Below are 24,341 nucleotides of genomic sequence, written 5' to 3'. Positions count from 1 at the left end.
GCTTTGAACTATTGATCCGTGTTCGCATGATTTTGCAGGCGGTTCCCGGGTACGCCGGGGCCGGGCACTCGACGACGACGCTACGGAGGTGCTGGGGCGGTGCGTTACCGGTCGGCGACGAAACCGATCTTCGCGGGACTCGGCGCGGCGGCGGTCGTCGCCGCAGGCGCGGGCACGTTCCCCGCGGCGGCGGCCGAGACGCCCGGCCCGACGACGACCGCGAGTCCGACGGCGACCGCGAGCCCGACGGTCAAGCCGGAGCCCGTGCTCTCGCTGACCGTCACGCCGCTCACCCCGGTCGCCAAGCCCGGCCAGACGGTCCGGGTGGTGACCCGCGTCGCGGCGCTGCACGCCGAGATCGCGGGCATCAGGATCGCGAGCGTCCGGGCCAGCACCGACCAGGCCACGCTCGGCGGTGAGTGCGCGCCGCCGTTCTCCTCCGCCGGATGCGCGGTGGGGACGCTCGACGCCGGCAGGCGCGACAGCGTCTTCCTGACCGTGACCCTCCCGAAGGACCTCAAGAAGACCACCTCGGTCACGCTGACCGTCACGGCCCGCGCGACCGGCGTGGCGGCGAAACCGGCCACCACGTCCGTCAAGTACGTCGTGCCGGTGGTGACGACGCCGAAGCCCACCCCGTCCCCCGGCCCGACGCTGTCCCCGAGCGTCGACAGCGGGCGGCTCGACGGCGGCAAGGCCAAGGCGAAGGGCGGCGGCTCGGGCACGAGCGGCTCCGGGAAGAAGACCGGCGGCTCCGGCGCCTCCGGTTCGTCCGGCGGCGGCGTGTACGAGCCGCCGAGCCCGAACGCGACGTTCGATCCGCCGGGCTCCAGGGACTCCGGGGTGTCCATGCCGTCGATCAGCGCGCCGAGCCCGTCCGTCGCGCCCGGCGCGTTGCAGGCGACGCCGACCAGCCGGCTGCGCAACAACAAGGCGCCCGTCGCCCAGGACCTGACCTTCGAGCGGATGGCCAGCACGCAGGTGGCGTGGCTCGCCGCGCTGCTGGTGGCGTTCTCGCTGCTGCTCACCCAGTTGCGGCTGGGCCGCCGCAACCCCGCGAACACGGCCGCCGCGGCGGCGGCGCGGCGCGCCAAGGGCACGCACCGCCGCTCCCGGCGCGGCATGTTCGGCAAATGAAGCGCAGCCGGCAAGTGAAGCGCGGCCGATCAGTGAAGCGCGGAGCCTCGCCCGCACGCACGCCCTGACGCGGGTCACGCCGCCGAGCGGACGGTCACGCGGGTCCCGGACGGGTCATGAGCGCATCAGCGCATGGCAGGCGATCGCGGCGGCGGCGACCACGTTGAGCGAGTCGACGCCGTTCGTCATGGCGTCGGCGCTCATCGGAATGCAGACGGCCTCGTCGGCCTCGTTAAGCCAGTGCGAGGTGAGCCCGTCGCCCTCCGAGCCGAGCAGGAGCGCCACCCGATCGCCCCGCACGGCCTCGTCCAGCGGGACGGCGGACTGGTCGGGGGTCAGCGCGAGCAGCGCGAACCCGGCGGCGCGGAGCTTGCCGAGGTCGTCGTGCCAGTTGGCCATCCGCGCGTACGGGACGGCGAAGACGGCGCCCATCGACACCTTGATCGCCCGCCGGTACAGCGGGTCGGCGCACCGCGGCGACAGGACGACCGCGTCGATGCCGAGCGCGGCGGCGCACCGGTAGATCGAGCCGACGTTCGCGTGGTCGACGAGATCCTCCAGGACGAGGATCCGGCGCGGCGCGGCGGGCGCGGACGGAGTGGTGGGCTCGGACGGAGTGGTGGGCTCGGACGGAGCGGTGGGCTCGGGCGGAGTGGGCTCGGGCGGAGTGGCGGGGGCGCTGATCAGGGCGTCGACCGTGGGCAGCGGGAGCCGTTTCAGCGAGGCGAGGGCGCCGCGGTGCACCTGGAAGCCGGCCACCGCCTCCAGCGTCGCGTCGTCGGCGACGTACACCGGGGCGTCCACCTGGTCGAGCAGGTCGGCGAGCGGCTCCGCCCAGCGCCGGGCCATCAGGAACGACCGGACGGGATGGCCCGAGCCGGCCGCCCGGCGGATCACCTTCTCACCCTCGGCGATGAACAGCCCGTGCTCGGCCTCCAGGCTCTTGCGCAGGTTGACGTCGCGGAGCCGCACGTAGTCGGCGAGCCGCGGGTCGGCGGGGTCGGACACGGGAACCAGGCGGGCCATGCCCCAATTCTGCCGCCGTCCCGGCCATGCTCGGCCCGCGGCTACGGCAGGCGGACCTCCGCGAAGACCGCCCGGTGGTCGCTGCCCTCCAGATCGTGCACCTCCACCTCGCCCACGGCGCAGCGCCGGTCGACCAGCACGTGGTCGATGGTCAGCGCCGGTCGCGGGTCGTCCAGCCCCCAGGTCGGGACGAGCCCGGCGCCGGCGCGGTCGGCGGCGTCGGCGTAGCCGCGGCCGATCAGCCGGCGCAGGTTGGCGTGGTCGAGCGTCGCGTTGAAGTCGCCCGCCAGGATCCGCACCGGGCCGTCCCCCGGGGCGTGGGCGCGGCCCCCTGCGGCGGCGACCGCCGGGCCAGCGGACGGCAGGACCGCCAGATCGCGCTTCCAGGCGCGGAACGACACCGTGTCGATCGGCGGTACGGGGTGGACGGCGGTCATCTCGACCCGGCGTCCTCCCGGGAGAGTGAGTTCGGCTCGGGGCATCGCCAGTTCGGTCCCGGGCAGCGGCGGCAGGACCCGCAGCGGGTGACGCGAGTAAAGGCCAGAACCGGCCGCGCCCGGACGGGCGTCGAGGGCCTTCTCGGGCAGCAGCCCGGTCAGCCCGGCGCGCTCGTACCGGTCCACCCCCTCCGGCGGAAGCTCCTGGAGGCTGAGCACATCGGCCTTGGTCCGGCGGACGAGGTCGACGAGGCGGGCGGGGTCGGCTCCGCCGAGCAGCAGGTTGGCGGTCAGGACCCGCAGGACCGGTCCCCGCGCGACGGGATCGCCGCCGCCGACCGCGCGGGGCACCACCGCGACGAGCAGCCCGGCCGCGACCACGCCGGCGACCGCCGCGGCCCGCCATCTGCGCAGGAGCAGCGCGGCCGTGATCGGGACGGGGGCCGCGGCGACCACGTACGGGGTGATGGCCAGCAGCGGCGCGGAGGGGATCTCGATGCCGGGCAGCCGGTCGGCACCGGTCAGCCGGACCAGTGCCCAGGCGCCCCAGGCTCCCACCGCCGTCCAGGCCGCCGCAGTGCGCAGGCGGCCCCAGCCGCGCCGTTCCGACATCGTCCGACCACTTGTCGTGCCACTCACCGCGACGCTCCCCGACGGGGTCCGGCACCGTGCCGGATCCCCGGTCCGTTCGACGTCCGGCGGGCCCGCGATGTTCGGCGAACCCGCGCGGTGCCGCAGCGAACGCGAGGGGTGACCGGAGGTGCGCATCGTCGCACACAGGCACGACATAAGCTCATGACCTGCGTCATTATCATTTTTGAGTTCTTTGTAACCTCTGGTTCGTACTACTACAGTGCCGGGGAACATCGACGGGTTTCTGGTGAATCGAGGGCAGTCGTGAGCGGACGTCATCGCAATGACCCCCCCGAGGGGGCGTCGGAGGACGGCGGGCACGACCCCTCCAGGCCGGTCTTCGGCCCCGCGAACGACGGGTCGTCCGACTGGTTCGGCTCCCGCGACGGCCAGAGCCCGCCCGCCGCCCCACGCGCCGAAGGATCTGCGGGCACGCCCCCCAGGGCGGCCGGTCCGGGTGGCCCCGGCGGTCCCCCCGGTCCAGGAGGTCCCCCCGGTCGGAGTGGTCCGGGTGCCCCGGGTTCGGCGGAGACGCCCGAGTGGCTCGTGGCCCGCCCGTCCGACGAGCCCGCCTTCGGCGCCGGAGGCTTCACCGGGGCGTCCGACGCCGGCGGGTACGGCCTCGGACGCCCCCCGGGCCCGACCCCGTCCGGCCCCCAGAGCCGGGCCGATGTCCCCGAGGGGTCCTCCGGGACGTCCGGCATGCCCCTCGCGGCGCCCGTCCCCGGCGGCTCCGGCCCGTCCGGCGGCGGTCACGACCCGCTGAGCTCCGACAGCGGCCAGAGCGGTTTCTTCGGAGGACGCGCCGGAGACTCGTCCGGCTCCGGAGACTCGGGTGGCTACGGCGGGTCCGGCGGCGGCGGTGGCGGGGGTGGCGGCGGCCCTTACGGAAGCGGCGACTATGGCAGGCGCCGCAGGAAGCGCCGCAGTGCGACCGCGCTGATCGGGCCGATGGCGGGCGCGGTCGGCCTGGCGCTGCTGCTCGGCGTGGGCGTGTACGCGTTCGCCGAGAGCGGCGGCGATTGCAGCGGCAGCGGCGCGCTCACCCTGTCGGTCGCGGCGGCGCCCGACGTCCAGCCGGCGGTGGTCAAGGCCGCCAGGCGGTTCAACGACGCCAAGCGCAAGGTCGACGGCAGGTGCGTCAGGGCGAAGGTGACCAAGACCGAACCGGCCGCGGTGTCGACGCTGCTGTCCGGCCAAGGCGTGACCAACGCCGCCAACCAGCGTCCCGACGTGTGGATCCCCGACTCGTCGCTGTGGACCTCGATGGTGCGCGGGTCGGACAAGGGCAAGGACTCGGTCACCTCCACCAAGACCTCGCTGGCGACCAGCCCGATCGTCGTCGGGCTGCCCAAGCGGCTCTCGGACGGCCTCAAGAAGCAGGGCATCACCGCGACGCCGTCCTGGGACAACCTGCTCAAGGCGGCGGGCGGCGTGGCCGGCGGCGGCGTGACCAAGAACCAGATGATCCCGGCGGGCGCGGTCCGGCTGCTGGTGCCCGATCCCTCCCGCAACGCCGCCGGGATGGGCTCGCTCATGATCACCAACGCGCTGCTGGCGAACGACCCGAACAAGGAGTCGATCTTCACCGGCATCGTCCGCACCGTCCGGGAGAGCACCGTCCCCACGGTGGACGAGCAGTTCGCCCACTTCCGCAAGGACCGGACCGGCAAGCAGCCGATCTCGCTGTCCTCGGAGCAGGCCCTGTGGAACTACAACCGGCGGCGGCCCGCCGAGCCCGCGGTGGCGCTGTACCCGCTGGAGGGGTCGCTGTCACTGGACTACCCGTTCACCGTGACCAGCGAGGACGCCGCCAAGCAGAAGGCCGCGGGCCTGCTCGAACAGGCGATGAACACCGAGAGCACCCGCGCCGACGTCCGCGCGCTCGGCTTCCGCTCGCCCGACGGCAAAGCGCCGTCCGGGTTCGGCGCCGGGCTCGGGGTGAGCCCGGCCCGGCCGCGGCAGCTCCCCGCCCCGAAGGCGACCGAGGTCGCGGGGGTGATGCAGGCGTGGTCGAAGCTGTCGCTCGGGCTGCGGCTGCTGACGCTCATCGACGTGTCCGGCTCGATGGCCGAGCCGGTCGGCCCGAAGACCAACCGGCTCCAGGCGATCGCGCAGGTCTCCCAGGGCGGGCTCAGCATGATGTCGAACGACACCGAGCTCGGGCAGTGGCTGTTCTCCACCAAGATGCAGGGCGACAAGGACTACCAGAAGTCGGTGCCGATCGGCCCGCTCGGCGAGCGGATCGGGTCGAGCACCCGCCGCAACTTCGTGCTGTCGCAGCTCAACCAGATGCGCCCCAAGATGGACGGGGACACCGGCCTGTACGACACCGTCCTCGCCGCGTACAAGGAGATGGACCGGACCTACAAGCCCGAGTTCGGCAACTCGATCCTGCTGCTGACCGACGGCAGGAACGACGACCCCGACGGCCCCACGCTGGCGCAGACGCTGGACCGGCTGAAGAAGATGATCGACCCGAACAAGCCGATCCAGGTCAACATGATCGGCTTCGGCAAGGGCGTGGACCGCAACGAGCTGGAGCAGCTGGCCGAGCTCACCAACGGCAACGTGCAGATCGCGATGACCCCGCAGGAGATCTCGAAGATCTTCCTGAAGATGCTGTCCCGCCGGATCCAGCAGTGACCTGCCGGAACTCGCGGGATCGCGGGGCGTCCGGGGCCCGTCCGGGCGGGTGCGGAATTCTCCGGGATTTCTTCGCCGATCCGTGTCAACCGAACGGCCCCGTCGGTCGTCTTCCTTGTGGAGGCCCGACGGGGAGCGGGGCCGTCGGGCCTCCGACCTTCTTCCCCCCTGACCCGCGGCGGGGGTGGCCCTCCGTTCCGAGGGCCCGAAGAGCACCACGGCTTCCGCACAGAACGCGAGTCCCGCCCCCGACGGGCGAACGCTGATCGCGACGAGGCCGTGACGATCGCCATCTCAGCTCCCGGGAGGCCCTGGTGTCCGGTTGGCCCAGTCTCGACCGCGTGGACGACGAGCGCCTGGCCCAGGCCCTGGAAACGGGCGACACCGGCGCGCTGCTCCAGCTCATGGACCGCTACGCGGCCCGTCTGTACGACTACTGCCACGCGCTGCTCCGTGATCAGGACGCGGCGGCCGGGGCGCTGCACGACGCCCTCGTCTCCGCCCGCGCGCACGTCGGCCTGCTCGGCGAGCCGCCGAGGTTCCGGAGCTGGCTGTACGCGCTGGCCCGCGCGGAGTGCCTGCGGCGGCTGCGCGATCCGGGCCGTCCCACCGAGCGGCGCGAGGCGCCCGAGGTCGAGGACGCCTTCTTCGACGCCGCCGAGCGCGGCCACCGGCTGGAGACCCGGCAGCTCGTGCACGGCGCGCTGTCGGGCCTGCGGGGCCGCGAGCGCGAGGCCCTCGACCTGCTGCTGCGGCACGGCCTGGACGCGGCGGAGGTCGGCGGCGTGCTCGGCATCGGCGCGCCGGAGGCCGCCGAGCTGGCGGGCGAGGCGCGGCACCGGCTCGACGACGCCCTCGCCGCCGCGTTCATCGCGCATGCCGGACGGGACGACTGCCCGAGCGTGGCCGAGATCGCGGCGGACGGCGAGTGGCCGCTGACGCAGCAGGTGGCGCACCGGCTGGGCCGGCACATCGCGTCCTGCCCGGTCTGCACCGAACGGCGCGACCGCACGGTCTCCACCGCCCGGCTGCTCCAGGTGCTGCCGGTGGCGCTCATGCCGACCGATCTGCGCGGCCGGGTCCTGGCCACCGCGACCGACGCGGCGCTGGCCGGCCGGTACGCCGGGATCGCCGACGGGGCCGGGCCGTTCGACGCCTCGGGCTGGCCGCTGCCCGCGGACGCGCCCGCACGCCGCGCCGGCCGGCGGCTCCGGACCCCGCCGCGGCTGCTGCCCGCGCTGGCCGTCGCCGCGGTGGTGCTGCTGATCGTCGCGGGCGGCTGGATGCTCCTGCCGGACCCGTCCGGCGACCGGACCGGGTCGGCGAGCCCGACCGGCCCCGCCACCGCGGCGGCCGACCCGTCGGAACCCGCGGTGGAGTCGCGGGCGCCGAGCGAGTCCCCGGGCCCGACGCCCACCGCGACGCCGACACCGACCAGTGCGACGCCGACGCCCACTCGGACGCCGACGAAGACACGGCGTCCGCCGAAGCAGTCGCCCGCGACCACACCGGCGAGCGAGCCGCCGAAGCCGGGCACGCTGGCGGCCGGCGGCTGCTCCATCCCGGCCGGGTCCTCGTCCTGCACGGTCTCGGTCCGGGCCGTGGGCGGGCCGGTCACCTGGGCGGTCACCGGCGCGAGCGGCGGGCTCAGCGCGTCCGGCGGCGGCAGGCTCGGCCGTAACGGCTCGGCGTCCGTCAGGGTGACCCGGACGGGGCCCTGCACGGCGTCCGGCGGCGGTTCGGTGCGCTTCTCCCCCGGCGGCACGGCGGCGGTGTCCTGGACGTGCCCGCCGGACGGCCCCGGCGACGGCGACGACGGCGATGGCGCCCCGGGCGGCCGGGGCGCGGCCCAGTAGGCCGCCTCCCAGCTCGTCTCCCACGCCGCACGTCCACGTCCGGTTCCAGGCTCGGCGTCCGTTTCGATGAGGGACGACGCGTCCCGGACGCGGATCGGGCGTGAACCGGACGCGGACCGGGCGAAAACCGGGCGTGCGCCCGCCGGACGGGACCCTTGAGACTCAGATCACATCGGCCGCGAAACCGGTGCTCTACATGCCCGGATGGCCACGGCGCGTACCGCGCCGGTCACGTAATCGTCCCTAAAGGGAGAAATCTCCCTGACTTGGTGGCAGGATCGGGCAGCCAGAGTGGCGGGGCCATGGCCCGCGTTCACCGCAGGCACGTCCGAAGACACCGATTCACCTGGGAGGGTTCCCGTGGCCGGAGGGCCAGGTCCCGGTCAGTTCGACGACCTCCGGCTGGCGGAGGCACTGCGCGCCGGCGACGTCATCGCGCTGACCGAGGTCTACGACACCTACGCCCCTTTCCTGTTCGACTACTGCCACGGGCTGCTGCGCGACCGGATCGAGGCGACGGGCGCGCTGCGCAACTGCGTGATCGCGGCCCGCGAGCACGTCGCCATGCTGGGCGAGCCCGACCGGCTGCGCGGCTGGCTGTACGCCGTCGCCCGCAAGGAGTGCATGCGGCGCCGCGACAGCCCGAACCGGCACATCGGGCAGGAGGCGCCCGAGGCCGAGGACGACCTGTCGGAGGAGCAGATCTCCCGCCGCGAGGAGCGCCGCCTGCTGGCGCACAGCGCCCTCGCCGCGCTCAACGGGCGGCAGCGCGAGGCGATCGACCTGGCGGTCCGGCACGAACTGGACGCGGTGGACCTGTCCGGGGTCTTCGGCATCGAGGTCGAGGAGGCCGACGAGCTGGTCACCAGGGCCCGCGGGACCCTGTCGGCCGCGCTGCACGCCGCGCTGATCGCGCAGAACCACTGGAAGGACTGCCCGAGCGTCTCGGCGCTGACCGAGTCCTGGCCGCTGTCCCCGCAGACCTCCTCGACCCTGGTCCGGCACGTGGCGAGCTGCCCGACGTGCGGCACGCGCGAGACCCCGTCGCTGCCCGCCGACCGGCTGCTGGCCGTGCTGCCCATCGCGGCGATCCCGGGCGACCTGCGGCTGGACGTGCTGACCGCGGCGACCGCCGCCGACCGGGCCGAGAACCGCCGCTCCATCGCGGCCTGGACCGAGCCGTTCGACGAGTACGGCTGGCCGGTCCCCTACGAGCCGGTGGCCGCCCGCACCCGGGACCGCGCGCCGGCCCGCCGCCGCGGCCCGCTCATCGCCGCGGTCGCGGGCGGCGTCGCCGCCGTCGCGGTGATCGCGGTATCGGTCTCGGCGTTCAGCGGCTCGGGCGAGAAGACCGGCGCCACGGGCCCGGCGCCCGGGGTGAGCTCGGCGGCGGCCGGCGACGGGTCGTCCGCCGCCTCGCCCGACCCGTCGCCCGACCCGTCGCGGACGCCCAGCACCAGCGCCTCGCCGACGCCGAGCAGTTCCAGCCCGACGCCGTCGAAGTCGCCGTCACCGTCCAAGACGCCGACGAGCAAGCCGCCGACCACGAAACCGGCGTCACCGAAACCGCCGCCGCCGCACCGGCCCGATCCGCCCGCGCCGGGCAACCTGTCGGTGGCCGGCTGCGACATGGGCCGCGACGAATCGTGCACGATCACGATCAGGGCGGTCGGCGGCCCGGTCACCTGGCGGGTCACCGGCACCTCCGGCGACCTCGACGCCGGCGGGTCGGGCCGGTTGTCGGCCGGCCAGACCGCCGGGGTGACCGTCCGCCGCACCAACGGGATGTGCTGGGTCCCGAAGGACGGCGCGGTCTCGTTCACCTCCGGCGGCTCCGCGCCGGTCGCCTACTGCTGATCGGGGACGCCTCCTGGGGGACGCGGACGGCCGCGTCCTACCAGGGGGAGCCGGCGTCGAGCGTGCCGTGCGCGCGGGTGAGCAGGACGGGCACCGCGTCCCCGATCGTGTCGAACCCCTCGCCGACGGTGGCGTTTTGCAGGTAGCGGGCGTGGATGCCCTCCAGGATCACCGCGAGCTTGAAGCAGGCGAACGCGACGTAGAAGTCGAGGTCGGCCAGGTCGTACCCGGTCAGCGCGGCGTACCGCTCGGTGAACTGCCGCCGGGTGAGGAAGCCGGGCGCGGTGGTGATGGTGGCCCCGACCGGGAGCTGCTGCGCGTCGGTCGCCTCGGCCCAGTAGACCAGGGTCAGGCCCAGGTCCGACAGCGGATCGCCCAGGGTCGACATCTCCCAGTCGACCACCGCGGCGATCTCGGGCCGCGGCTTCAGCCGGGCCAGCGCGTTGTCGAGCCGGAAGTCGCCGTGCACCAGCCGGGCCGGGGCGTCGGCGGGCAGCCGCTCGGCCAGCCGCGCGACCAGCCGGTCGTACTCGGGCAGGTCGTGGGCGTTGCCGCCGGCGCGGATCGCCTCCTGCGAGCTGTCCCACTGCTTGCCCCAGCGCTTGAGCTGGCGGGCCATGTAGCCGCTCGGCCGGCCGAAGTCCGCCAGGCCGACGGCCTCGACGTCGACGGTGTGGATCGCCGCGAGCGCGGCGGCGAGCGCCTCGCTGAGCCCGGCGGCCTGCTCGGGGGTGAGGTCGGCGGCGTCCTCGCGGGTGCGCAGCACCTGGCCCTCGACGAAGTCCATCAGGTAGAAGCGGGCGCCGATGACGCCCTCGTCGTCGCAGAACGCCAGCGTGGCCGGCACCGGCACCTCGCTCCCCGCGCTCAGCGCCGACAGCACCCGGTACTCGCGCCCCATGTCGTGGGCGGTCGGCAGGACGTGCCCGAGCGGCGGGCGGCGCAGCACGATCCGGCGCCCGCCCTCCAGTGTGATCCCGTAGGTCAGGTTGGACCGCCCGCCGGCGATCAGGTCGATCGCGGTGATCCGCCCGGTTCCGGGCAGCGCGCGCGCCAGCCAGTCCGCCAGGCGCGGGACGTCGATGCCGGGTACCCCGGCCGGAAGTTCAGCGTCAGCGCTCATGGGGCCCTATTAGAACGTGGCTCGGTCCGGGCTGTGAACCCCGCCCCCGTCCAAGGCCCTCCAGTGCGGACGGTAACCCTTCGGCCACTTCCGGCCGTTACCATGATCCTTTCGCTCGACCCGGCCCCGGAGCGCTGACCAGGAGGAACGGCGGCGTCCGGGGAGCCCGCCGGGCACGTACCGCAGGAACGGGACGGCCCTAGGTGGATTAGCGGGGCGGGAGGGGTACGCATCACCGACGACACCCGATCAGACTGGGACCAATCCCTTGCGGGGTGTGCAAGCCGCCGAAACCGGCCCACGGCGGCAGGCTGGACTTATGCGTCCGGCTGGGCTACGAACAAGGAACCGAGACCAATTCGGGGCCGGACTGCCCGATTGGGGGGACGCACCGTGGCCGACGCATGGCTACCGGGAGCCGCACGCATGCCCGCACGACAGGACGGTGGAGCGTTGCAGGGAGGTGCTCCCCGTGTCGTCTGGTTCAGCAGCGAGTCCGACCCCCGTGCCGTCTCGGCCCGCTCGGTCGCCGCCGACCTGGTGAAGGAGGACCGCGCCGCGCACCTGGTGTGGAATCCGGGCTCCGGGGAGGTCCTCCAGCTCGTCCCCGCCACCCGCGCGGGACGGCTGCTCGGCGACGACGGCGCCGGCCGGGAGGGCCGGGTCTGCGTGCAGATCATGGTGGTCGGCCACGCCCGCGCCCCCTTCACCGGGACGCTGCTCGCCGGGCTCGACCCGATCATGCGCTGGCTGGACGCCTGGGGCGTCGCCCGGCACTGGCTCGCCGGCCCGCCGCTGCCGTCGCCGCAGTCCTACCACTCCCGGCGCGACCGCCGCGCCTGGGCGCGGGGCGGCCACTACGGCGCCTCCCAGGTCCCCGGCGCCGACCGTCCCGACCCCGGCGGCATCGACATCCGGCGCATCACCGGCCCCGACACCCCGCTGGCCCCCATCCCGAAGCCGTCCCTCCTCACCACGGGCGAGGTGATCGGCACCGGCTCGCCGGGCTCCGGCTCGCCCACACGCCCGGCCGCGCAACGTCCCGACGTCCCGCGCCCGGACGTCCCGCGCCGCAGTCCGCAACCCGCATATCCGGGCAAGCCCATCTGGACGCCCGAGCCGGTGAGGGTCGTCGAACCCCTGCGCAGTACCACTCCCCTACGGCCCGCCGCCGAGCCCGCGCTGAGCGGCCACGCCGCTCCACAGAGTCAGCCCGCGCAACCCGCCGAGCCCGTGCTGGCCACCGCCGCCCCCAGGCGGACCGCCGAACCGGCGCGTCCGTCCGCGCTCCCCCTCCAGGGCGGCGAACCCGCGCGTCCGGCCGAACTCCAGCGCGCCGCCGAGCCCGCCCGCCACACCGAGTTCCACCACTCGGCCGAACGCGCGCTGGCCGCCGACTCCCTGCACACCGGCCAGCCCCCGCAGCCCGCGCAACCCGCCGAGCCCATGCACGGACCCGGCGCGACCGGCCCCGGACGGATCGAGCCGCCCCGGCGCGACACCCCCGTCCGCGCTCCGGCGCCGCCGCCGCCCGTACCGTCCCCGGCCGCGTCTCCCTCACCCGTCGGCTAGCGGGTCAGGCAACGAGCTCGCGAACCACCGCGCAGCCGGCCCTGAGCTCGGCGAGGCCCGCCGGGGCGCCGTAGCCGATCACCAGGCCGGTGGCGCCCGGCGGGCGCGCGTGGTGGCGTTCGAGCGTGTCCAGCAGCACCCCGCGCCGCGCGGCCTCGCGCGCCGCCCGCTCCGCCACCGGGCCCGGCAGGTCCACCACGACGTGCAGGCCGGCGGTGTCGCCGCGCAGGCGCAGCCCGCTCAATGCGCGGACCACGGCCGCGCGCCTGCGCCCGTACTCCGCGCGCATCCGGCGGATGTAGCGGTCCAGGTCCCCCCGGACCAGCAGCTCCCGGAGCGCCTCCTGCGGCACCACCGCCGGACGGTCGTTGAACTCCTCGCGGCGGCGCGCGATCTCGGCCACCAGGCCGGGACGGGCGACCAGCCAGCCGACGCCCATGTCCGAGGTGAGGATCTTGGCGGTGGTGCCCAGGTAGACCACCGCGTCGGGATCGAGGCCGTAGAGCGCGGGCAGCGGCGCGACGTCGTACCGGAACTCTCCGTCGTAGTCGTCCTCGGCGACCAGCGCCCCCGTCCGCCGCGCCCACGCCAGCAGGGCCTGCCTGCGCGGCACCGGCAGGACGCCGCCGAGCGGGTACTGGTGGGACGGCGTCGTGTAGACCAGCCGCAGATCGTCCGGCAGCCCCTCCACGATCAGCCCGTGCTCGTCGACCGGGCACGGCACGATCTGCGCGCCGCGTCCCTCCAGGACCGCGCGGGCCCGGCCGTAGCCCGGCTCCTCCACCCCCACCCGCTCGCCCCGGCCGAGCACGGTGGCGGCCAGCAGGTCGAGGCCGTTGGTCGCGCCCCGGGTGACCAGCAGCCCGTCCACCGGGCAGGCGACGCCGCGGCTGCGCCGGATGTAGCCGGCCAGCGCGGCCCGCAACCCGGGCAGCCCCTCCGGGTCGCGCCGCGGGACCGGCGGCGGCATCCGCGCCGCCAGCCGCCAGGCGCGCCGCCACGCGGGCGTGTCGAGGGCGCCGGTCCACGCGTCCCCGGGCCGCAGGTCGATCACCCCGGCCCCCGTCCCGGCGGGCGCCGCGCGCCGCTCCGGGAACGCCTCCGGCGCCGGGCCGGGCGGCGGCGCCGCCACACCGTCGGTGACGTACGTGCCCGACCCGTGCCGCCCCTCGAGCCATCCTTCGGCGTAGAGCTGCTCGTACGCCTCGGTGACGACCGTCCGGCTCACCCCGACGACCCCGGCCAGGGCCCTGCTGGACGGCAGCCGCTCCCCCGCCGCGAGCCGTCCCTCCCGCATGGCCGCGCGGAACTGCGCGACCAGCTGCGCGCTCATCGGCCCGGCGCCGGACCGCTCCACGACGAGCGGCAGGTCGAGCGGCTCGACACGCACAAGTGGTCTCCGGATTTCCGTGGCGAGTGGCCCTACTGACCAGGCCACTTCCCTCCTAGCGTAGGCGAGCATGAACACCACCCCGCTGTCCTCGACCGCCCGCACCAGCCTCGGCCGGTACGGGAAGCGCGCCGCCTCGGACCGGTCCGCCCTCTACGAGATCCTCGACGCGGGCATGATCTGCCACCTGGGCGTCGTCGTGAACGGCTCGCCCCGCGTGATCCCCACCGGGTACGGCCGGATCGACGACACCCTCTACCTGCACGGGTCCACCGGCGCGTCCAGCCTGAGCGCGGCCCCAGCCCAGGAGATCTGCGTCACCGTCACCCACCTGGACGGCCTCGTCCTGGCCCGGGCGATCTTCAACCACTCGATCAACTACCGCAGCGCCCTCGTCTTCGGGACGCCCCGGACGGTCACCGGCCCCGACGAGAAGTCCGCCGCCCTCCGCGCCGTCTCCGAACGGCTCGCGCCCGGCCAGTGGGACGCCGCCCGCCCGCCCACCCCCAAGGAGATGGCCGCCACCAGCGTCCTGGCCCTGTCCCTGGACGAGGCGTCGGTGAAGGTGCGGCAGGGCCCTCCCGGCGACGACGAGGACGACTACGCGCTGGACGTGTGGGCGGGCGTCGTCCCCGTCCGCCAGGTCCTCGGGGCCCCCGAGCCCGATCCCCGGCTCCGCCCCGGCATCCCCGTCCCGGCCCACATCACCGGCCGGCGCCTCGATGCCCCGCGCGGTCGTCCATAGTCGTAGGGTGAAACCCATGAACGAGCGGCTCGTCTGGATCGATTGCGAAATGACCGGGCTCGACCTGCGCGACGACGCGCTGATCGAGATAGCCGCGCTGGTGACCGACAGCGACCTCAACATCCTCGACGAGGGCGTCGACCTGGTGATCAAACCCCCGCCCGAGGCGCTGGCCCAGATGACCAAGCTGGTGCGCGACATGCACACCACCTCGGGCCTGCTGGAGGTGCTGGCCGGCGGCATCACCCTCGCCGAGGCCGAGGAAGCCGTCCTCAGCTACGTCCGCGGCCACGTCAAGGACGCCAAGAAGGCCCCGCTCTGCGGCAACTCCATCGCCACCGACCGCTCGTTCCTGGCCCGCGACATGCCCGCTCTGGACGCCCACCTGCACTACCGCATGGTCGATGTCTCCAGCATCAAGGAACTGGCCCGCCGCTGGTACCCGCGCGTCTACTTCGCCAGCCCGGAGAAGAACGGCGGCCACCGCGCCCTCGCCGACATCACCGAGAGCATCCGGGAGCTCCGCTACTACCGCGCCGCCGTGTTCGTCCCGCAGCCCGGCCCCGACTCCGACACCGCCCGCACCCTGGCCGCCGAGGTCGTCGCCGCCGCCGCGCCCCCCGCCGGTCCCACGGGCTGATCACAGGTAGCCGACCACCCCCCGGAAGCCGCTACACTATCGGGAGCCGGGAGTGATCCCGGCTCATGGTGGGTGTAGCTCAGCCGGTAGAGCACTTGGTTGTGGTCCAAGATGTCGCGGGTTCAAGTCCCGTCACTCACCCCAGACTGAACAACGGAAGCCCTGGCCGTCACAGAGACGACCAGGGCTTCTCTGTGTCCCGGCGACTGACCGGGACGGCGTTGTCGCAGGTCACGGTGTCGCGACATGTCCGCGTGACAGGGGCGGACAGGGCATGACACCCGCGGCCCTGGTGGCATCCGGATCGCCCTGCTGTTCTGGTCTCGCAGGTCCGGAAGCGTGCCGACGCACGAACCGGGGGAATCCGCCGTGCGTGTTCGGCGGACGTCCATCAGCGATCCACTCACGAAAAGAGACAGGGACATGCGAGTCCAACTACGACGCACGGCCATCACCACCGGGGTGGTCGCCGCCGCGATGAGCGGCGGCCTCGCCCTCGCCGGAGGCGCCCAGGCGGCGAGCGCCGCACCGGAGGCGGGCGCCGCCACGGTGGCCGCCCCCAACGGGTGCGCCAAGATCAAGCCGCTCGCCAACAACGGCGTGCAGGTGATCAACGTCAGCTGCGGCCGGCCCATCCGCGTCCAGGTCATCTGGAGCGCCATCCCGAACAGCAAGTTCTACCTCATCGGCATCGGCGGGAAGCGGGACTACTACCCGCACTTCGCCTGGCAGACCTACCAGACCCACGTGATCAGGTAGCCGCCGCCGGGCGCGCCGCCCCCGCGTTCGGGAGCGGCGGGGACGGCGCGCCCGTCAGCTGTGCCGGTAGCTGAGCACCGCGACGGACGGCAGCGGGACCCGGTCGAGGTGGTGCAGGATCGTCACCTGGCCGGTGCAGTCCGTCCCCGCGAAGAGCCGCTGCCGCTCCTTGCTGTTGTTCTGCGCGGAGCGGGCGACGAACGGCAGCGGCTCGCACGTGCTGCCGGTGGCGTAGTCCGGCGGCAGCGTGATCTTCCGGCCGAGGAAGTTCGGCTCCGGCCAGAAGCAGAGGTGACCGTCGACGCAGTCGGGAGCACCCGCCGAGGCCGTCCCGTCGGACGCCCCGCCGTCCATGAGCACGACCACCGCGGCGGCGGTCGACACCACCGTCACCGCGAGCACCGCCGCCGCGGACAGCACCAGGCGCCACGGCACGCGGCCCGTCCGCTCCGGCGGCGCCAGGTGGACGATCTCGTCGCCCGCGCCGCCCGCAGCGGCCACCGCCGGCGGCCGGATCCGCCGCCGGACGGGCTCGAACTCGTCGAAGAGGCCGGGCTTCCCGCAGCCCTGTACATAGCAGCGGAGCTGCTCCGCCGTGGGAACCGCCCCGTTCTCGATGTTGGAGACCCGCTGCCGGGTCAGCGCCGCCCCGTCGATCTCCGAGCGCCTGGCCACGGCCTGCTGGGTGAGACGCCCGCGCAGCTCCCGCAGAAGGACGCCGAACTCCTCGGCCGTCGTGATCTCACTGGCCTCCACTCGTCCCCCAAGCCCGCACCGGTCCGCGGACACCCATGGTAGTGACGTGGGCACGATCCGTCATGGGTACGGCACCGCCGCGAACCGGCGCAGCCGCAGCAGCGGGCGCGGGATCTCTCGACCGGGCCCCTGAGGCCGCGGCGGGACGGCGCCGCCTTCGGCACCTCCACTGGATGATCTTGGGTTCGGGGGTCGGGCGGGGTTGATGATCAGTAGCATTTCGGCCGTTCGCACACTGTGAGGGGCATGAGTGGCATCGTCAACACCCGCCGAATTCCTGGATCTGCTGAACGCGCTGTCCCCCAAGGACGTGGCGCGCGCACGGCTGCTGCTGCCGGACGTCGAGCAGACGCTCCGCGAGATACGGCGACGGGCCTGGAACCGGCCGAAGAAGGCACTGCGGGACTACCAGGCGATCGCTGACGAGCTGGCGCCCACCGTGCCCGCGGCGCTGCCCGCGCTGTACGAGCACGCGGCGCTCGCGTTCCTGTCGGCCCAGCACGAGAAGTACGCCGCGCAGATGCTCGCCGCCGCGCGCCAGGCCGAGGCCGAGCACGGGCTCCTCGTGGACGCGGACCATATCGACGAGATCTTCACCCAGTTCGCGGTGGCGGGAGCGCTGCCGGCGAAGGCGGTGGCCGACTACGCCAAGGAACTGGCCGGCCGGATGCCGGCGGACCAGGCGTTCCAGCGGTTCGCCCGGCTGTGCGTGCGCTGCACCGAGAAGGGGGACGCGCCGTCCACCCAGATGGCCGCCGCCGTCCGCAGGCTCGCGAAGGCGGCGGGCGACCAGGCGGCGCTGGAGCAGGCGTACCTGGCCGAGATGGTCGCCTGCCCCGCGATCGTCAAGGCCCCGGCAGGGTGGTGGAACGCGCACAAGACGGCCCTCACCGCCCTGGCCCGGCGGGATCCGGAGGTCGGGCGCACGCTGCTCGACATGGTCCCCGGCTACCAGCGAGAGCTGTCGCTCCAGCAGATCAGGGACCGGTTCGTCCAATGGCTCGAGCTGCTGGAACGCTCGGGCGCCACCGCCGCCCTCGGCGACGTCACGGATCGGCCGCGACCGTCCGGCGGGACGGCCGGATGGCTCGACACGGTGCTGGAGAAGTGGAACCGCGGCATCGGCGGGAACGCGCGGCTCCCCGGGCTCGGCGCGGTGGTCGAGCGGGTGGCCGGACGGCTGCGCGACGAACTCGCCGCGTCCGGCGGGACGGTGCGGGTCCCGCACGACATCGACCTGCTCGACCTGCTGCTGACCCTGGACGTTCCGGTCGCGGGCCCCGACCCCGGCCACCGCCTCGACCTGGACGACTGGGCGGCCGGGGACGAGCGCCGGGACCTGCGCGCCCTGGCCGCCGACCCGCGGTTCACCGCCGCGTTCGCCGCTCCGGCCGGCGGCTTCGTCTACGACCAGCGGAACCTGCGGACGGTCGAGCTGCTGGCCGAGACGCCGGGCGGCCGGTCGCTGGTGCTCACCTGGGTCCGGGACGTGTTCCGGCAGGCGCACGCCCCCGGACTGCCCGGCCTGGTCACCCCGCACAACCTGCTGGAGTGGCTGCCGACCGACATCCTGGCGGCGGCCGTCCAGGACGGGCCCGCGGGCGCTCCGGGCGGCGATCTCGTGGCCGAGATCGTCCGGACGCTGCGGGGCGGGCTGTTCGGCGAGCTGTGCTGGCCCGCCTTCGAGGAGGCGGTGCGCGAGGTCATGGCCGGTTCCGACTGGTCCGCGCCCAGAATGCAGGACGCCTGGCCGTACCTGATCGTCTCGGGCGACTCCGAGGTCCGGGTGGTCGGGCCGGAGGGCACCGTGCTCGCGCACACCTTCCCGGACGTCCCGGGATCGTGGATCAGCACCTGGTACGTCCACTACGTGGACGGTGCGCTCCAGGTCACCTGGCGCGATTTCAAGAACCACTGCCTCGTCGGCTACTGGCACGTCGAGGGGACTCCGGACGCCGAGCCGATCCCGATGACCGACATCGCCGACCGGTACGGGGACGTGAGCCTGATCTCCGGCGAGTGGCGGCGGGGCCTGTCCCCCGCGATGACCCTCCCGCTGCCCGGCGGCGGGCGCACCACCGGGGAGGCCGTGCTGCGCCCCGGCGACACCCGCGTGCCCGCCGAGAACCTGGTGATCGGCGACGGGACCTCGTTCTGGGTCCGCAAGAGCTACCCCGACCGGTGGGTCGCCTATGACCCGATCACCGGGAGCCAGGGCGCGAAGGGCCTCCCCGCCCAGCTGACGAGCATGGCGGAGAAGGCCAGCGGAACCGTGGTCCCCAAGCACACCTGGCTGCGTCCGGCCGGCACGGCCGAGACCACTCCGCTGGGGACGCCGGTGGACGGCCTGCTCGGCTGGCTGGTCACCGAGCACCCGGACGGGTCGGTGCGCGGCGAGGACCTCGCGGGGCGCTCCGTCACCGTCGCCGACCCGCCGCGGAGCGGCGGCGAAGCGTCCTACCCGGTCGGCGCGCTCTCGCTTCCCGGCGACGACCGGCCGCGCGTGCTCCTCCGCAACAACAGCGCTTACGGCCCCGCCGCCCTGATCGATCCGGACGGGGTGACGACGGCCCTCAGCGAGGGGCATTTCGCCGCGGGCCTGCCGCACCTGCCGCCGCAGGCCTACTGGACGATGCTGCGCCCCCGCGACCCGGAAGGATCGGCCGCGCTGCGCAGGGTCGACCGCGAGACCGCGGCGGCGCTGTTCAAGGCCTCCGTGTCCGGGGACGACGACCTCCCCGCGCTCGTCCGCACGCTGATCCCGCAGATCGGCGATGACACACTGGCCATGGGCGTGGCGGGCGTCGCGCGGTTCGCCGCCGAGCGGCAGGCCGTCCTGGACGGGGTGGCCGCCCGCATCGCCGGGCACACCGCCCAGGACGACGCCCCGTCCGCTCCCGACGTCCAGCACGTCCAGGACGCCCTCGAAGCGGGCCCAGACGACGCGATGCTCGGCAACGGGCTCAGCGGGCTCTGGCTGGGCAGGTACTCCGAAAGGCTCGGCGCCTACCGGCTCGACGGCGACAAGCGCCCCTTCGACCAGTTGCGCGCGCTCCACCGGGCCCTGCACGCCGAGCCGATCGCCGACGTCCCGGACGGGCGCACCCACATCGGCGGACCCGAGCTGCCCAAGAGCCATGTGGCCTGGGACAGGCTGCTCGGCGGATGCGCGGCGGTGGCCCTCCGGGCCGCGTCACCGGCCACCCCGCCGCGCGAGCGGGAGGCGCTGCGGCGGCTGCTGGTCCTGGTCAACGCGCTCGGCCTGGACTCGTCCCGGCCGGGGCACTGGCGTCAGGTCGGGCTGCATCTCCCCCCGGAGATCGTGACCGAGGCCATCGGCCAGAGCAAGTGGGCCGACTACACCTCCGGCATATGCGCGCTGCTGCCCCTCGCGGACGGCGCGTTCCTGGCCGTCCTGGACGCCACGAACGGCACGTTCAGCGTCGGGACCAAGGCGCGCCTCGAGTACGGCTGCGACTTCACCGCGCTGTTCCACGACCCGTCCGGCCGGTTCGAGGTCCCCGCCCCGTACACCGTGACGTCCTCGGTACCGGTCGGAGAGGACCGCGAGCCCGGCTGGCTCGGCGCCTTCCTGACCGCGTGGGCCGAGCACGGGCAGATCGCCCGGCAGGACGCGGCGGCCGAGGAGTTCGCCGAGCTCACCGGCGCCGTCCCGGCGCTGGCCGGGCTGCTGCTTGCCGGGCTGCCGGAGCTCCAGGACGACGCCTTCCCGTCCTCCGAGCTCCGCGGGCTCCTCGAGATCAAGCAGTCCGCGGCCCTGGTGGCCCGCGGCGACATCGCCAGGCACGCCGGCGGCGGCCTCCCCGCCGCGGTGACCGGGGCGCTGCTCCCCGAGGACCCCGCCCGGCTGTGGACGCACGGCCCGGACGCGGCGGCGGCGGCCCGGGTGTGGAACGCCACCGTGGGACGGAAGCGGCCGATACCCGAGGATCTGCTCAGCGAGGCGGCCAAGGCCGTCGTCCGGTCGCACTGGTCGGCCTTCGGGAGGGCCTGGGGGGCGACCGACTCGATCCGGGCGCTGGTCGAGCCGTCCGCGAGCCCCCACCTGACCACTGATCTGAGCTGGCGCATCCAGGACGTACAGGTCCTCCCGGCCCACCCGGACCTCGCCGGGTTCACCGAGGAGGTGCTGGTCGGGACCATCGCGGCGGCGACCTGGCTGGCGCACCGGCTGCCCGCCGGAGACCCGCTGCGGGCCTCGCTGCCCGACGCGCTGGCGCTGATCCGGGACCGGCTGGCCGCCCCCGGCATGCTGCTGGAGCTGGTACCGCGGTTCGACCCGGCCCCCTTCCGGGCCGCCGCCGGCCCGCCCGACGAGACCGGCGGCCCCACCGATCCCGCCGCGCCCGGCGCGGCCGACCTGGAATGGCAGCGCTCCCGCGAGGGCTGGCAGCGCTACGGCGCGATCATCATCCCCGACTCGAAATGGCCGACCCATCCGATCGTCCGGACAGCGCTGCTGGACGAGACCGGCGACGACCCGAACCTGCCCCTGACGTACCGCTTCCGCGACAGCAGCCGGATCACCGACAGCACCAGGCTGTCCGACGATGCCCTCGCGGAGGCGCTGCACCGCGCGTTCGACCCGCGGTTCGCGGCCCTCCTCGCCGACCCGGGCGACCCCGTCGCCGGGGAGCGCGGCAAGGACGGTCTGTGGTGGCCGCAGGACCCCGCCCGGTCAGTGCCGGACCTGGTCGCCGAGGTGGCCGCGGCGCACGGGCTCGGCGCCGACGCCGCCGGCGTCTACCTGGCGCTGCTGGCACTGCCCGACCCCACCGACCGCAACGTGGCCCGCTGGACGGGATGGAAGCCGGCCCGCCTCAAGGCCGCCCGCGCCGAGCTGGCCGCCTCCGGACTGGTCGTGGAGGGCCGCCGGGCCCGCGCCGGACGGTCGCTGTTCCTGCCCGGCGGCTGGGAGGCGCTCAAGACCCCCCACCTGCCGCTGGAGACGTGGAAGCTCCCATTCTTCCACGTGCTGGAGAGCCCGCTCTGGGGAGGGAAAAAGCGCACGGCCCTGGGCGCGATCCTGCCGTACGAACCGGTGCCCGGCCTCTTCCGGCGGGCCTGGCAGCGCGTCCAGGACGGTGATGCCCCCGCCTGAGGCCGCGTCAGGGGCGCGGGGTCACACCGAACCGCCGGAGCTGCAAGGCCGGGTTCTTCTTGCGGACCTCGGCGACGCGTTCGGCCGTGACCTCGCCCGCGGCGGTGCCGGTGGACTCGCCGATCGAGGCGAGCACCACCCCCATCGGATCAATGATCATGCTGTTGCCGACGCCGGCCGGGCCCGCCTGGTCGGCGGCGGCGACGTAGATCGTGTTCTCGATCGCGCGGGCCCGCACCAGGGTCCGCCAGTGGTCCTCCTTGAGCGGCCCCGGCACCCATTCGGCGGGCAGCGCGAGGACGTCCGCGCCCGCGTCCACGATCCGCCGGGTCATCTCCGGGAAGCGCGCGTCATAGCAGGTCTGCATGCCGAAGGTGAGCCCGCCCGCGACGAACGTCTCGGGATCGGCGATCTCGCCCGCCCGGACCAGCTCCGACTCGCGGTAGCCGAACGCGTCGTACAGGTGGATCTTGCGGTAGCGGGCGACGGTCTCACCGCCGGGCCCCATCGCGACCAGCGTGTTGGAGATCCGCCCGGACTCGCCGAGCCGCTCGTTCAGCCCCGCGACCACGTGCACGCCGTGCCGCCGCGCCAGCTCGCCGAGGCCCTGCGCGAACGGGCCGTCCAGCGGCTCGGCGGACGCGACGAACCGCTCGTCCATCCTGGGCGCGGTGAACATCGCGAACTCCGGCAGCACGACGACGCGCGCGCCCCGCCCGGCGGCCTCGCCGACGAGGCGGCGGACCACCGCCAGGTTCTCGTCCTTGTCCAGCCCCGGCGCGAACTGCGCCACAGCCACCTGAACCATGTTGCCTCTCCAAGCTCCGCGGCATGTCCTCCCCTGCACGATACGCCGCCCCAGCCCGGTCGCACGCACGCCGCCGCCCCCAGGTGAACGCGTGAGGCGGCCGTCGAGAGCCTCCTCACCTCACGCGCCTCGGCGGACGGACGCGGCTTCGCCGAAGCGGGCTTCGACCGCCTGGCAGGACCCTCGCCTCCGGATGATCTGCCGGTTATGCTCCGTCATACAAATGTCAAGGACACGCCGGAGACCGGATGAGTGTCGACAGAACGGCCCCACTGCGCATATTGGTGGTGGACGGCAACCCCAACACCCGCGCCGACGTCGTCTCACTGCTCGCCGGCAGCGACGAACTCGAGGTCGTCGCCGAGGCCCCCACCGGCCCCGCCGCGATCGTCCTGGCCGAGCGCCTCCGCCCCGACCTCGTCCTGCTGTCCGCCGGCGCGGCCCCCCACGCCGCCCGCCTCAGCCGAGGCTCCCGCGTCCTCCTCCTGGCCTCCCCCGACGACACCGGCACCATCGAGACCGCTCTCCACAACGGCGCCTGCGGCCACCTGCCCCCCGGCTCCTTCACCGTCCCCGACCTGATCCGCGCCGTCCGCGCCGCCACCCGGGCCTCCCAGCCCCTCTCCGCCCGCGAGGCCGAGGTCATGGACCTCATCGCCAGCGGCCGCTCCAACGGCGAGATCGCCCGCCAGCTCTACCTCAGCGAGAAGACCGTCAAGAACCACGTCAACCGCATCTACGCCAAGCTCAACGTCACCTCCCGCGCCACCGCCATCGCCCTCTGGCGAGGCCTGATGAGCGCCCTCCCCACCCCGGACCACCCCCCGGCAATCGATTCGCACTACCCGCCCGGCCCCTGCTAAAGTTCTTCATGTCGCCAGGGAAACCAGGGCAAGCCCCCCAGGTCCCCAGCACACAAGCGCCGTTAGCTCAATTGGCAGAGCAGCGGACTCTTAATCCGCGGGTTCGGGGTTCAAGTCCCTGACGGCGCACCCGCTCTGACCTGGGCAAACGCGAGAACATCCGCGTTTGCCCATCAGCCTTTCTGGGGTATTTCGTCCCCAGTGCTGCTCGATGTTCGCTCGCGGGCTCCGCCCCAGACACACAACAACGCCGTCGACACCCGCCGCCCCCATGCCGGACGGCCGGACCACCGCCGAAAGCCGAACGGCCGAGGACGCCCGATCCCCCCTCACACTGTCCGGCCGGGCGCCCGCTGGGCCGGCCTGGACGGTGGCAGTTCGGTCACCAAGACCGGAACCAGACACGTTCGCCAGCCCCAGCGTTGAGGAAGACAGCAACGGCATCCTCGGTAGGTTGGCAGGCCAAGGCGGGCAACAGACTGGGATAGGTATCGGCGGCGATCCCACCGGGGGCTCCCTCACCAGACGGTACGCGCCCACTGCCAGCCTGGCTCAGTGGATCGAAACACGCAATAAGGGCCAAACACCAAACCGGCCAGCAGCGCCGCAAAGAATATCGGGATAATAACCATATCACCCCTTTATTGACCCTTCTGATAGGTCGCTGCATCCGCGCCCCAAGCCAGCCGTGCGTGCCGATTCTGTGCGCGCTTCACTGACCCTTTTTCAACGTGCGTTGCACTCGCGGTTCTGGAGCACGTGGATGACTTTGGCCAGGTGACCGGCTCGGTGTGGGCAGCAACGTAGCTTGGTCAGGATCTTCCAGCTTTTGAGCCAATGCCATTTAGTTAAGGCTGAAGCCAGCAATTTCCACATATCCACAGTTGAGGCTGTGGGTTGTGCCGTTGGGTAGCGCGAGCGAGATCGATTCAGCTACTTTCCCGGCTATGAGTGATCCCGGTGGCAGTGAT

General features: G+C 73.9%; 16 protein-coding genes, 2 tRNA genes and 1 pseudogene. 12 read left to right on the top strand and 7 right to left on the bottom strand.

Features of this window, described 5'->3' with window-relative positions; translation table 11 throughout:
• The first annotated feature begins 99 nt into the window (after window positions 1–99).
• The gene (locus tag QP090_RS35240; RefSeq protein WP_285944085.1) at window positions 100–1,137 is read left to right on the top strand and encodes a hypothetical protein; all 1,038 of its coding nucleotides are present in this window, start codon (window positions 100–102) and stop codon (window positions 1,135–1,137) included.
• A gap of 114 nt (window positions 1,138–1,251) precedes the next feature.
• Here the strand turns inward: QP090_RS35240 and QP090_RS35235 are convergent, their stop codons facing one another.
• Window positions 1,252–2,163, bottom strand: coding sequence for a TrmH family RNA methyltransferase (locus tag QP090_RS35235; RefSeq protein WP_285944084.1), 912 nt, complete (start codon window positions 2,161–2,163; stop codon window positions 1,252–1,254).
• Window positions 2,164–2,204: 41 nt separating this feature from the next.
• Window positions 2,205–3,212, bottom strand: coding sequence for an endonuclease/exonuclease/phosphatase family protein (locus QP090_RS35230; protein WP_285944083.1), 1,008 nt, complete (start codon window positions 3,210–3,212; stop codon window positions 2,205–2,207).
• A gap of 567 nt (window positions 3,213–3,779) precedes the next feature.
• Here QP090_RS35230 and QP090_RS35225 point away from each other — a divergent pair.
• From QP090_RS35225 to QP090_RS35215, 3 genes are all read left to right on the top strand, one after another.
• Window positions 3,780–5,879: a substrate-binding domain-containing protein gene (locus QP090_RS35225; RefSeq protein ID WP_285944082.1), complete on the top strand. Its 2,100-nt coding sequence runs from the start codon at window positions 3,780–3,782 to the stop codon at window positions 5,877–5,879.
• 341 nt (window positions 5,880–6,220) lie between these two features.
• A complete protein-coding gene (locus QP090_RS35220; protein ID WP_285944081.1) occupies window positions 6,221–7,735 on the top strand; it encodes an RNA polymerase sigma factor in 1,515 nt (504 codons plus the stop codon).
• A 360-nt stretch (window positions 7,736–8,095) separates the two neighbouring features.
• Window positions 8,096–9,592, top strand: coding sequence for an RNA polymerase sigma factor (locus QP090_RS35215; RefSeq protein WP_285944080.1), 1,497 nt, complete (start codon window positions 8,096–8,098; stop codon window positions 9,590–9,592).
• Between the two features lie 37 nt (window positions 9,593–9,629).
• Here the strand turns inward: QP090_RS35215 and QP090_RS35210 are convergent, their stop codons facing one another.
• Entirely contained in the window at window positions 9,630–10,715 is a 1,086-nt protein-coding gene (locus tag QP090_RS35210; protein WP_285944079.1) for a phosphotransferase family protein, read from the bottom strand.
• Window positions 10,716–11,141: 426 nt separating this feature from the next.
• Between QP090_RS35210 and QP090_RS35205 the strand changes: the two genes are divergently transcribed.
• Window positions 11,142–12,287 carry a hypothetical protein gene (locus tag QP090_RS35205; RefSeq protein WP_285944078.1) on the top strand — a complete coding sequence of 382 codons (1,146 nt, stop codon included), beginning with the start codon at window positions 11,142–11,144 and terminating at the stop codon, window positions 12,285–12,287.
• A gap of 4 nt (window positions 12,288–12,291) precedes the next feature.
• Here QP090_RS35205 and pdxR read toward each other — a convergent pair whose 3' ends face one another.
• A complete protein-coding gene (gene pdxR, locus QP090_RS35200) occupies window positions 12,292–13,677 on the bottom strand; it encodes a MocR-like pyridoxine biosynthesis transcription factor PdxR (protein WP_285944077.1) in 1,386 nt (461 codons plus the stop codon).
• 70 nt (window positions 13,678–13,747) lie between these two features.
• On the opposite strand from pdxR, the gene QP090_RS35195 reads away from it, so the two are divergent.
• The 4 genes from QP090_RS35195 to QP090_RS35180 all read left to right on the top strand — a co-directional run bounded on the left by QP090_RS35195 (window position 13,748) and on the right by QP090_RS35180 (window position 15,821).
• Window positions 13,748–14,422, top strand: coding sequence for a pyridoxamine 5'-phosphate oxidase family protein (locus tag QP090_RS35195; RefSeq protein ID WP_285944076.1), 675 nt, complete (start codon window positions 13,748–13,750; stop codon window positions 14,420–14,422).
• Window positions 14,423–14,438: 16 nt separating this feature from the next.
• On the top strand, window positions 14,439–15,062 hold the full coding sequence (gene orn / locus QP090_RS35190; RefSeq protein ID WP_285944075.1) for an oligoribonuclease: 624 nt from the start codon (window positions 14,439–14,441) through the stop codon (window positions 15,060–15,062).
• 68 nt (window positions 15,063–15,130) lie between these two features.
• Window positions 15,131–15,206, top strand: a tRNA-His gene (locus QP090_RS35185).
• 279 nt (window positions 15,207–15,485) lie between these two features.
• Window positions 15,486–15,821, top strand: a complete 336-nt coding sequence (locus QP090_RS35180) for a hypothetical protein (RefSeq protein ID WP_285944074.1) — start codon at window positions 15,486–15,488, stop codon at window positions 15,819–15,821.
• 54 nt (window positions 15,822–15,875) lie between these two features.
• Here the strand turns inward: QP090_RS35180 and QP090_RS35175 are convergent, their stop codons facing one another.
• Window positions 15,876–16,577 carry a peptidase inhibitor family I36 protein gene (locus QP090_RS35175; RefSeq protein ID WP_285944073.1) on the bottom strand — a complete coding sequence of 234 codons (702 nt, stop codon included), beginning with the start codon at window positions 16,575–16,577 and terminating at the stop codon, window positions 15,876–15,878.
• Between the two features lie 250 nt (window positions 16,578–16,827).
• Here QP090_RS35175 and QP090_RS35170 point away from each other — a divergent pair, with 250 nt between their 5' ends.
• Window positions 16,828–21,699: a DNA-binding protein gene (locus QP090_RS35170; protein WP_285944072.1), complete on the top strand. Its 4,872-nt coding sequence runs from the start codon at window positions 16,828–16,830 to the stop codon at window positions 21,697–21,699.
• A gap of 7 nt (window positions 21,700–21,706) precedes the next feature.
• On the opposite strand, the gene QP090_RS35165 is transcribed toward QP090_RS35170, so the two are convergent.
• Window positions 21,707–22,507 (bottom strand): carbon-nitrogen hydrolase family protein, encoded by an 801-nt coding sequence (locus QP090_RS35165; RefSeq protein ID WP_285944071.1) that lies wholly within the window; start codon window positions 22,505–22,507, stop codon window positions 21,707–21,709.
• A 248-nt stretch (window positions 22,508–22,755) separates the two neighbouring features.
• Here QP090_RS35165 and QP090_RS35160 point away from each other — a divergent pair, with 248 nt between their 5' ends.
• Both QP090_RS35160 and QP090_RS35155 read left to right on the top strand, forming a co-directional pair.
• On the top strand, window positions 22,756–23,370 hold the full coding sequence (locus tag QP090_RS35160; RefSeq protein ID WP_285944070.1) for a response regulator transcription factor: 615 nt from the start codon (window positions 22,756–22,758) through the stop codon (window positions 23,368–23,370).
• A 56-nt stretch (window positions 23,371–23,426) separates the two neighbouring features.
• A tRNA-Lys gene (locus tag QP090_RS35155) sits at window positions 23,427–23,499 on the top strand.
• Between the two features lie 597 nt (window positions 23,500–24,096).
• On the opposite strand, the pseudogene QP090_RS35150 reads toward QP090_RS35155, so the two are convergent.
• Window positions 24,097–24,204 (bottom strand): annotated as a pseudogene (locus tag QP090_RS35150) (IS5/IS1182 family transposase); the annotation flags it as partial.
• Window positions 24,205–24,341: the final 137 nt, after the last annotated feature.

The organism is Actinomadura xylanilytica (assembly GCF_030283145.1).
In the GTDB taxonomy this organism is placed as follows: domain Bacteria; phylum Actinomycetota; class Actinomycetes; order Streptosporangiales; family Streptosporangiaceae; genus Spirillospora; species Spirillospora xylanilytica.
Note: the sequence above shows the minus strand (reverse complement) of the source record. Positions and strands in the feature narration are given on the sequence as shown.

What these genes read in the sequence shown, in the direction of transcription:
- QP090_RS35195 (WP_285944076.1), top strand. Translation starts at nt 13,748, where the DNA reads ATGAACACCACCCCGCTGTCCTCGACCGCCCGCACCAGCCTCGGCCGG.
- QP090_RS35205 (WP_285944078.1), top strand. Translation starts at nt 11,142, where the DNA reads ATGCCCGCACGACAGGACGGTGGAGCGTTGCAGGGAGGTGCTCCCCGT.
- orn (WP_285944075.1), top strand. Translation starts at nt 14,439, where the DNA reads ATGAACGAGCGGCTCGTCTGGATCGATTGCGAAATGACCGGGCTCGAC.
- QP090_RS35165 (WP_285944071.1), bottom strand. Translation starts at nt 22,507, where the DNA reads ATGGTTCAGGTGGCTGTGGCGCAGTTCGCGCCGGGGCTGGACAAGGAC.
- QP090_RS35180 (WP_285944074.1), top strand. Translation starts at nt 15,486, where the DNA reads ATGCGAGTCCAACTACGACGCACGGCCATCACCACCGGGGTGGTCGCC.
- QP090_RS35235 (WP_285944084.1), bottom strand. Translation starts at nt 2,163, where the DNA reads ATGGCCCGCCTGGTTCCCGTGTCCGACCCCGCCGACCCGCGGCTCGCC.
- QP090_RS35160 (WP_285944070.1), top strand. Translation starts at nt 22,756, where the DNA reads ATGAGTGTCGACAGAACGGCCCCACTGCGCATATTGGTGGTGGACGGC.
- QP090_RS35230 (WP_285944083.1), bottom strand. Translation starts at nt 3,212, where the DNA reads ATGTCGGAACGGCGCGGCTGGGGCCGCCTGCGCACTGCGGCGGCCTGG.
- QP090_RS35210 (WP_285944079.1), bottom strand. Translation starts at nt 10,715, where the DNA reads ATGAGCGCTGACGCTGAACTTCCGGCCGGGGTACCCGGCATCGACGTC.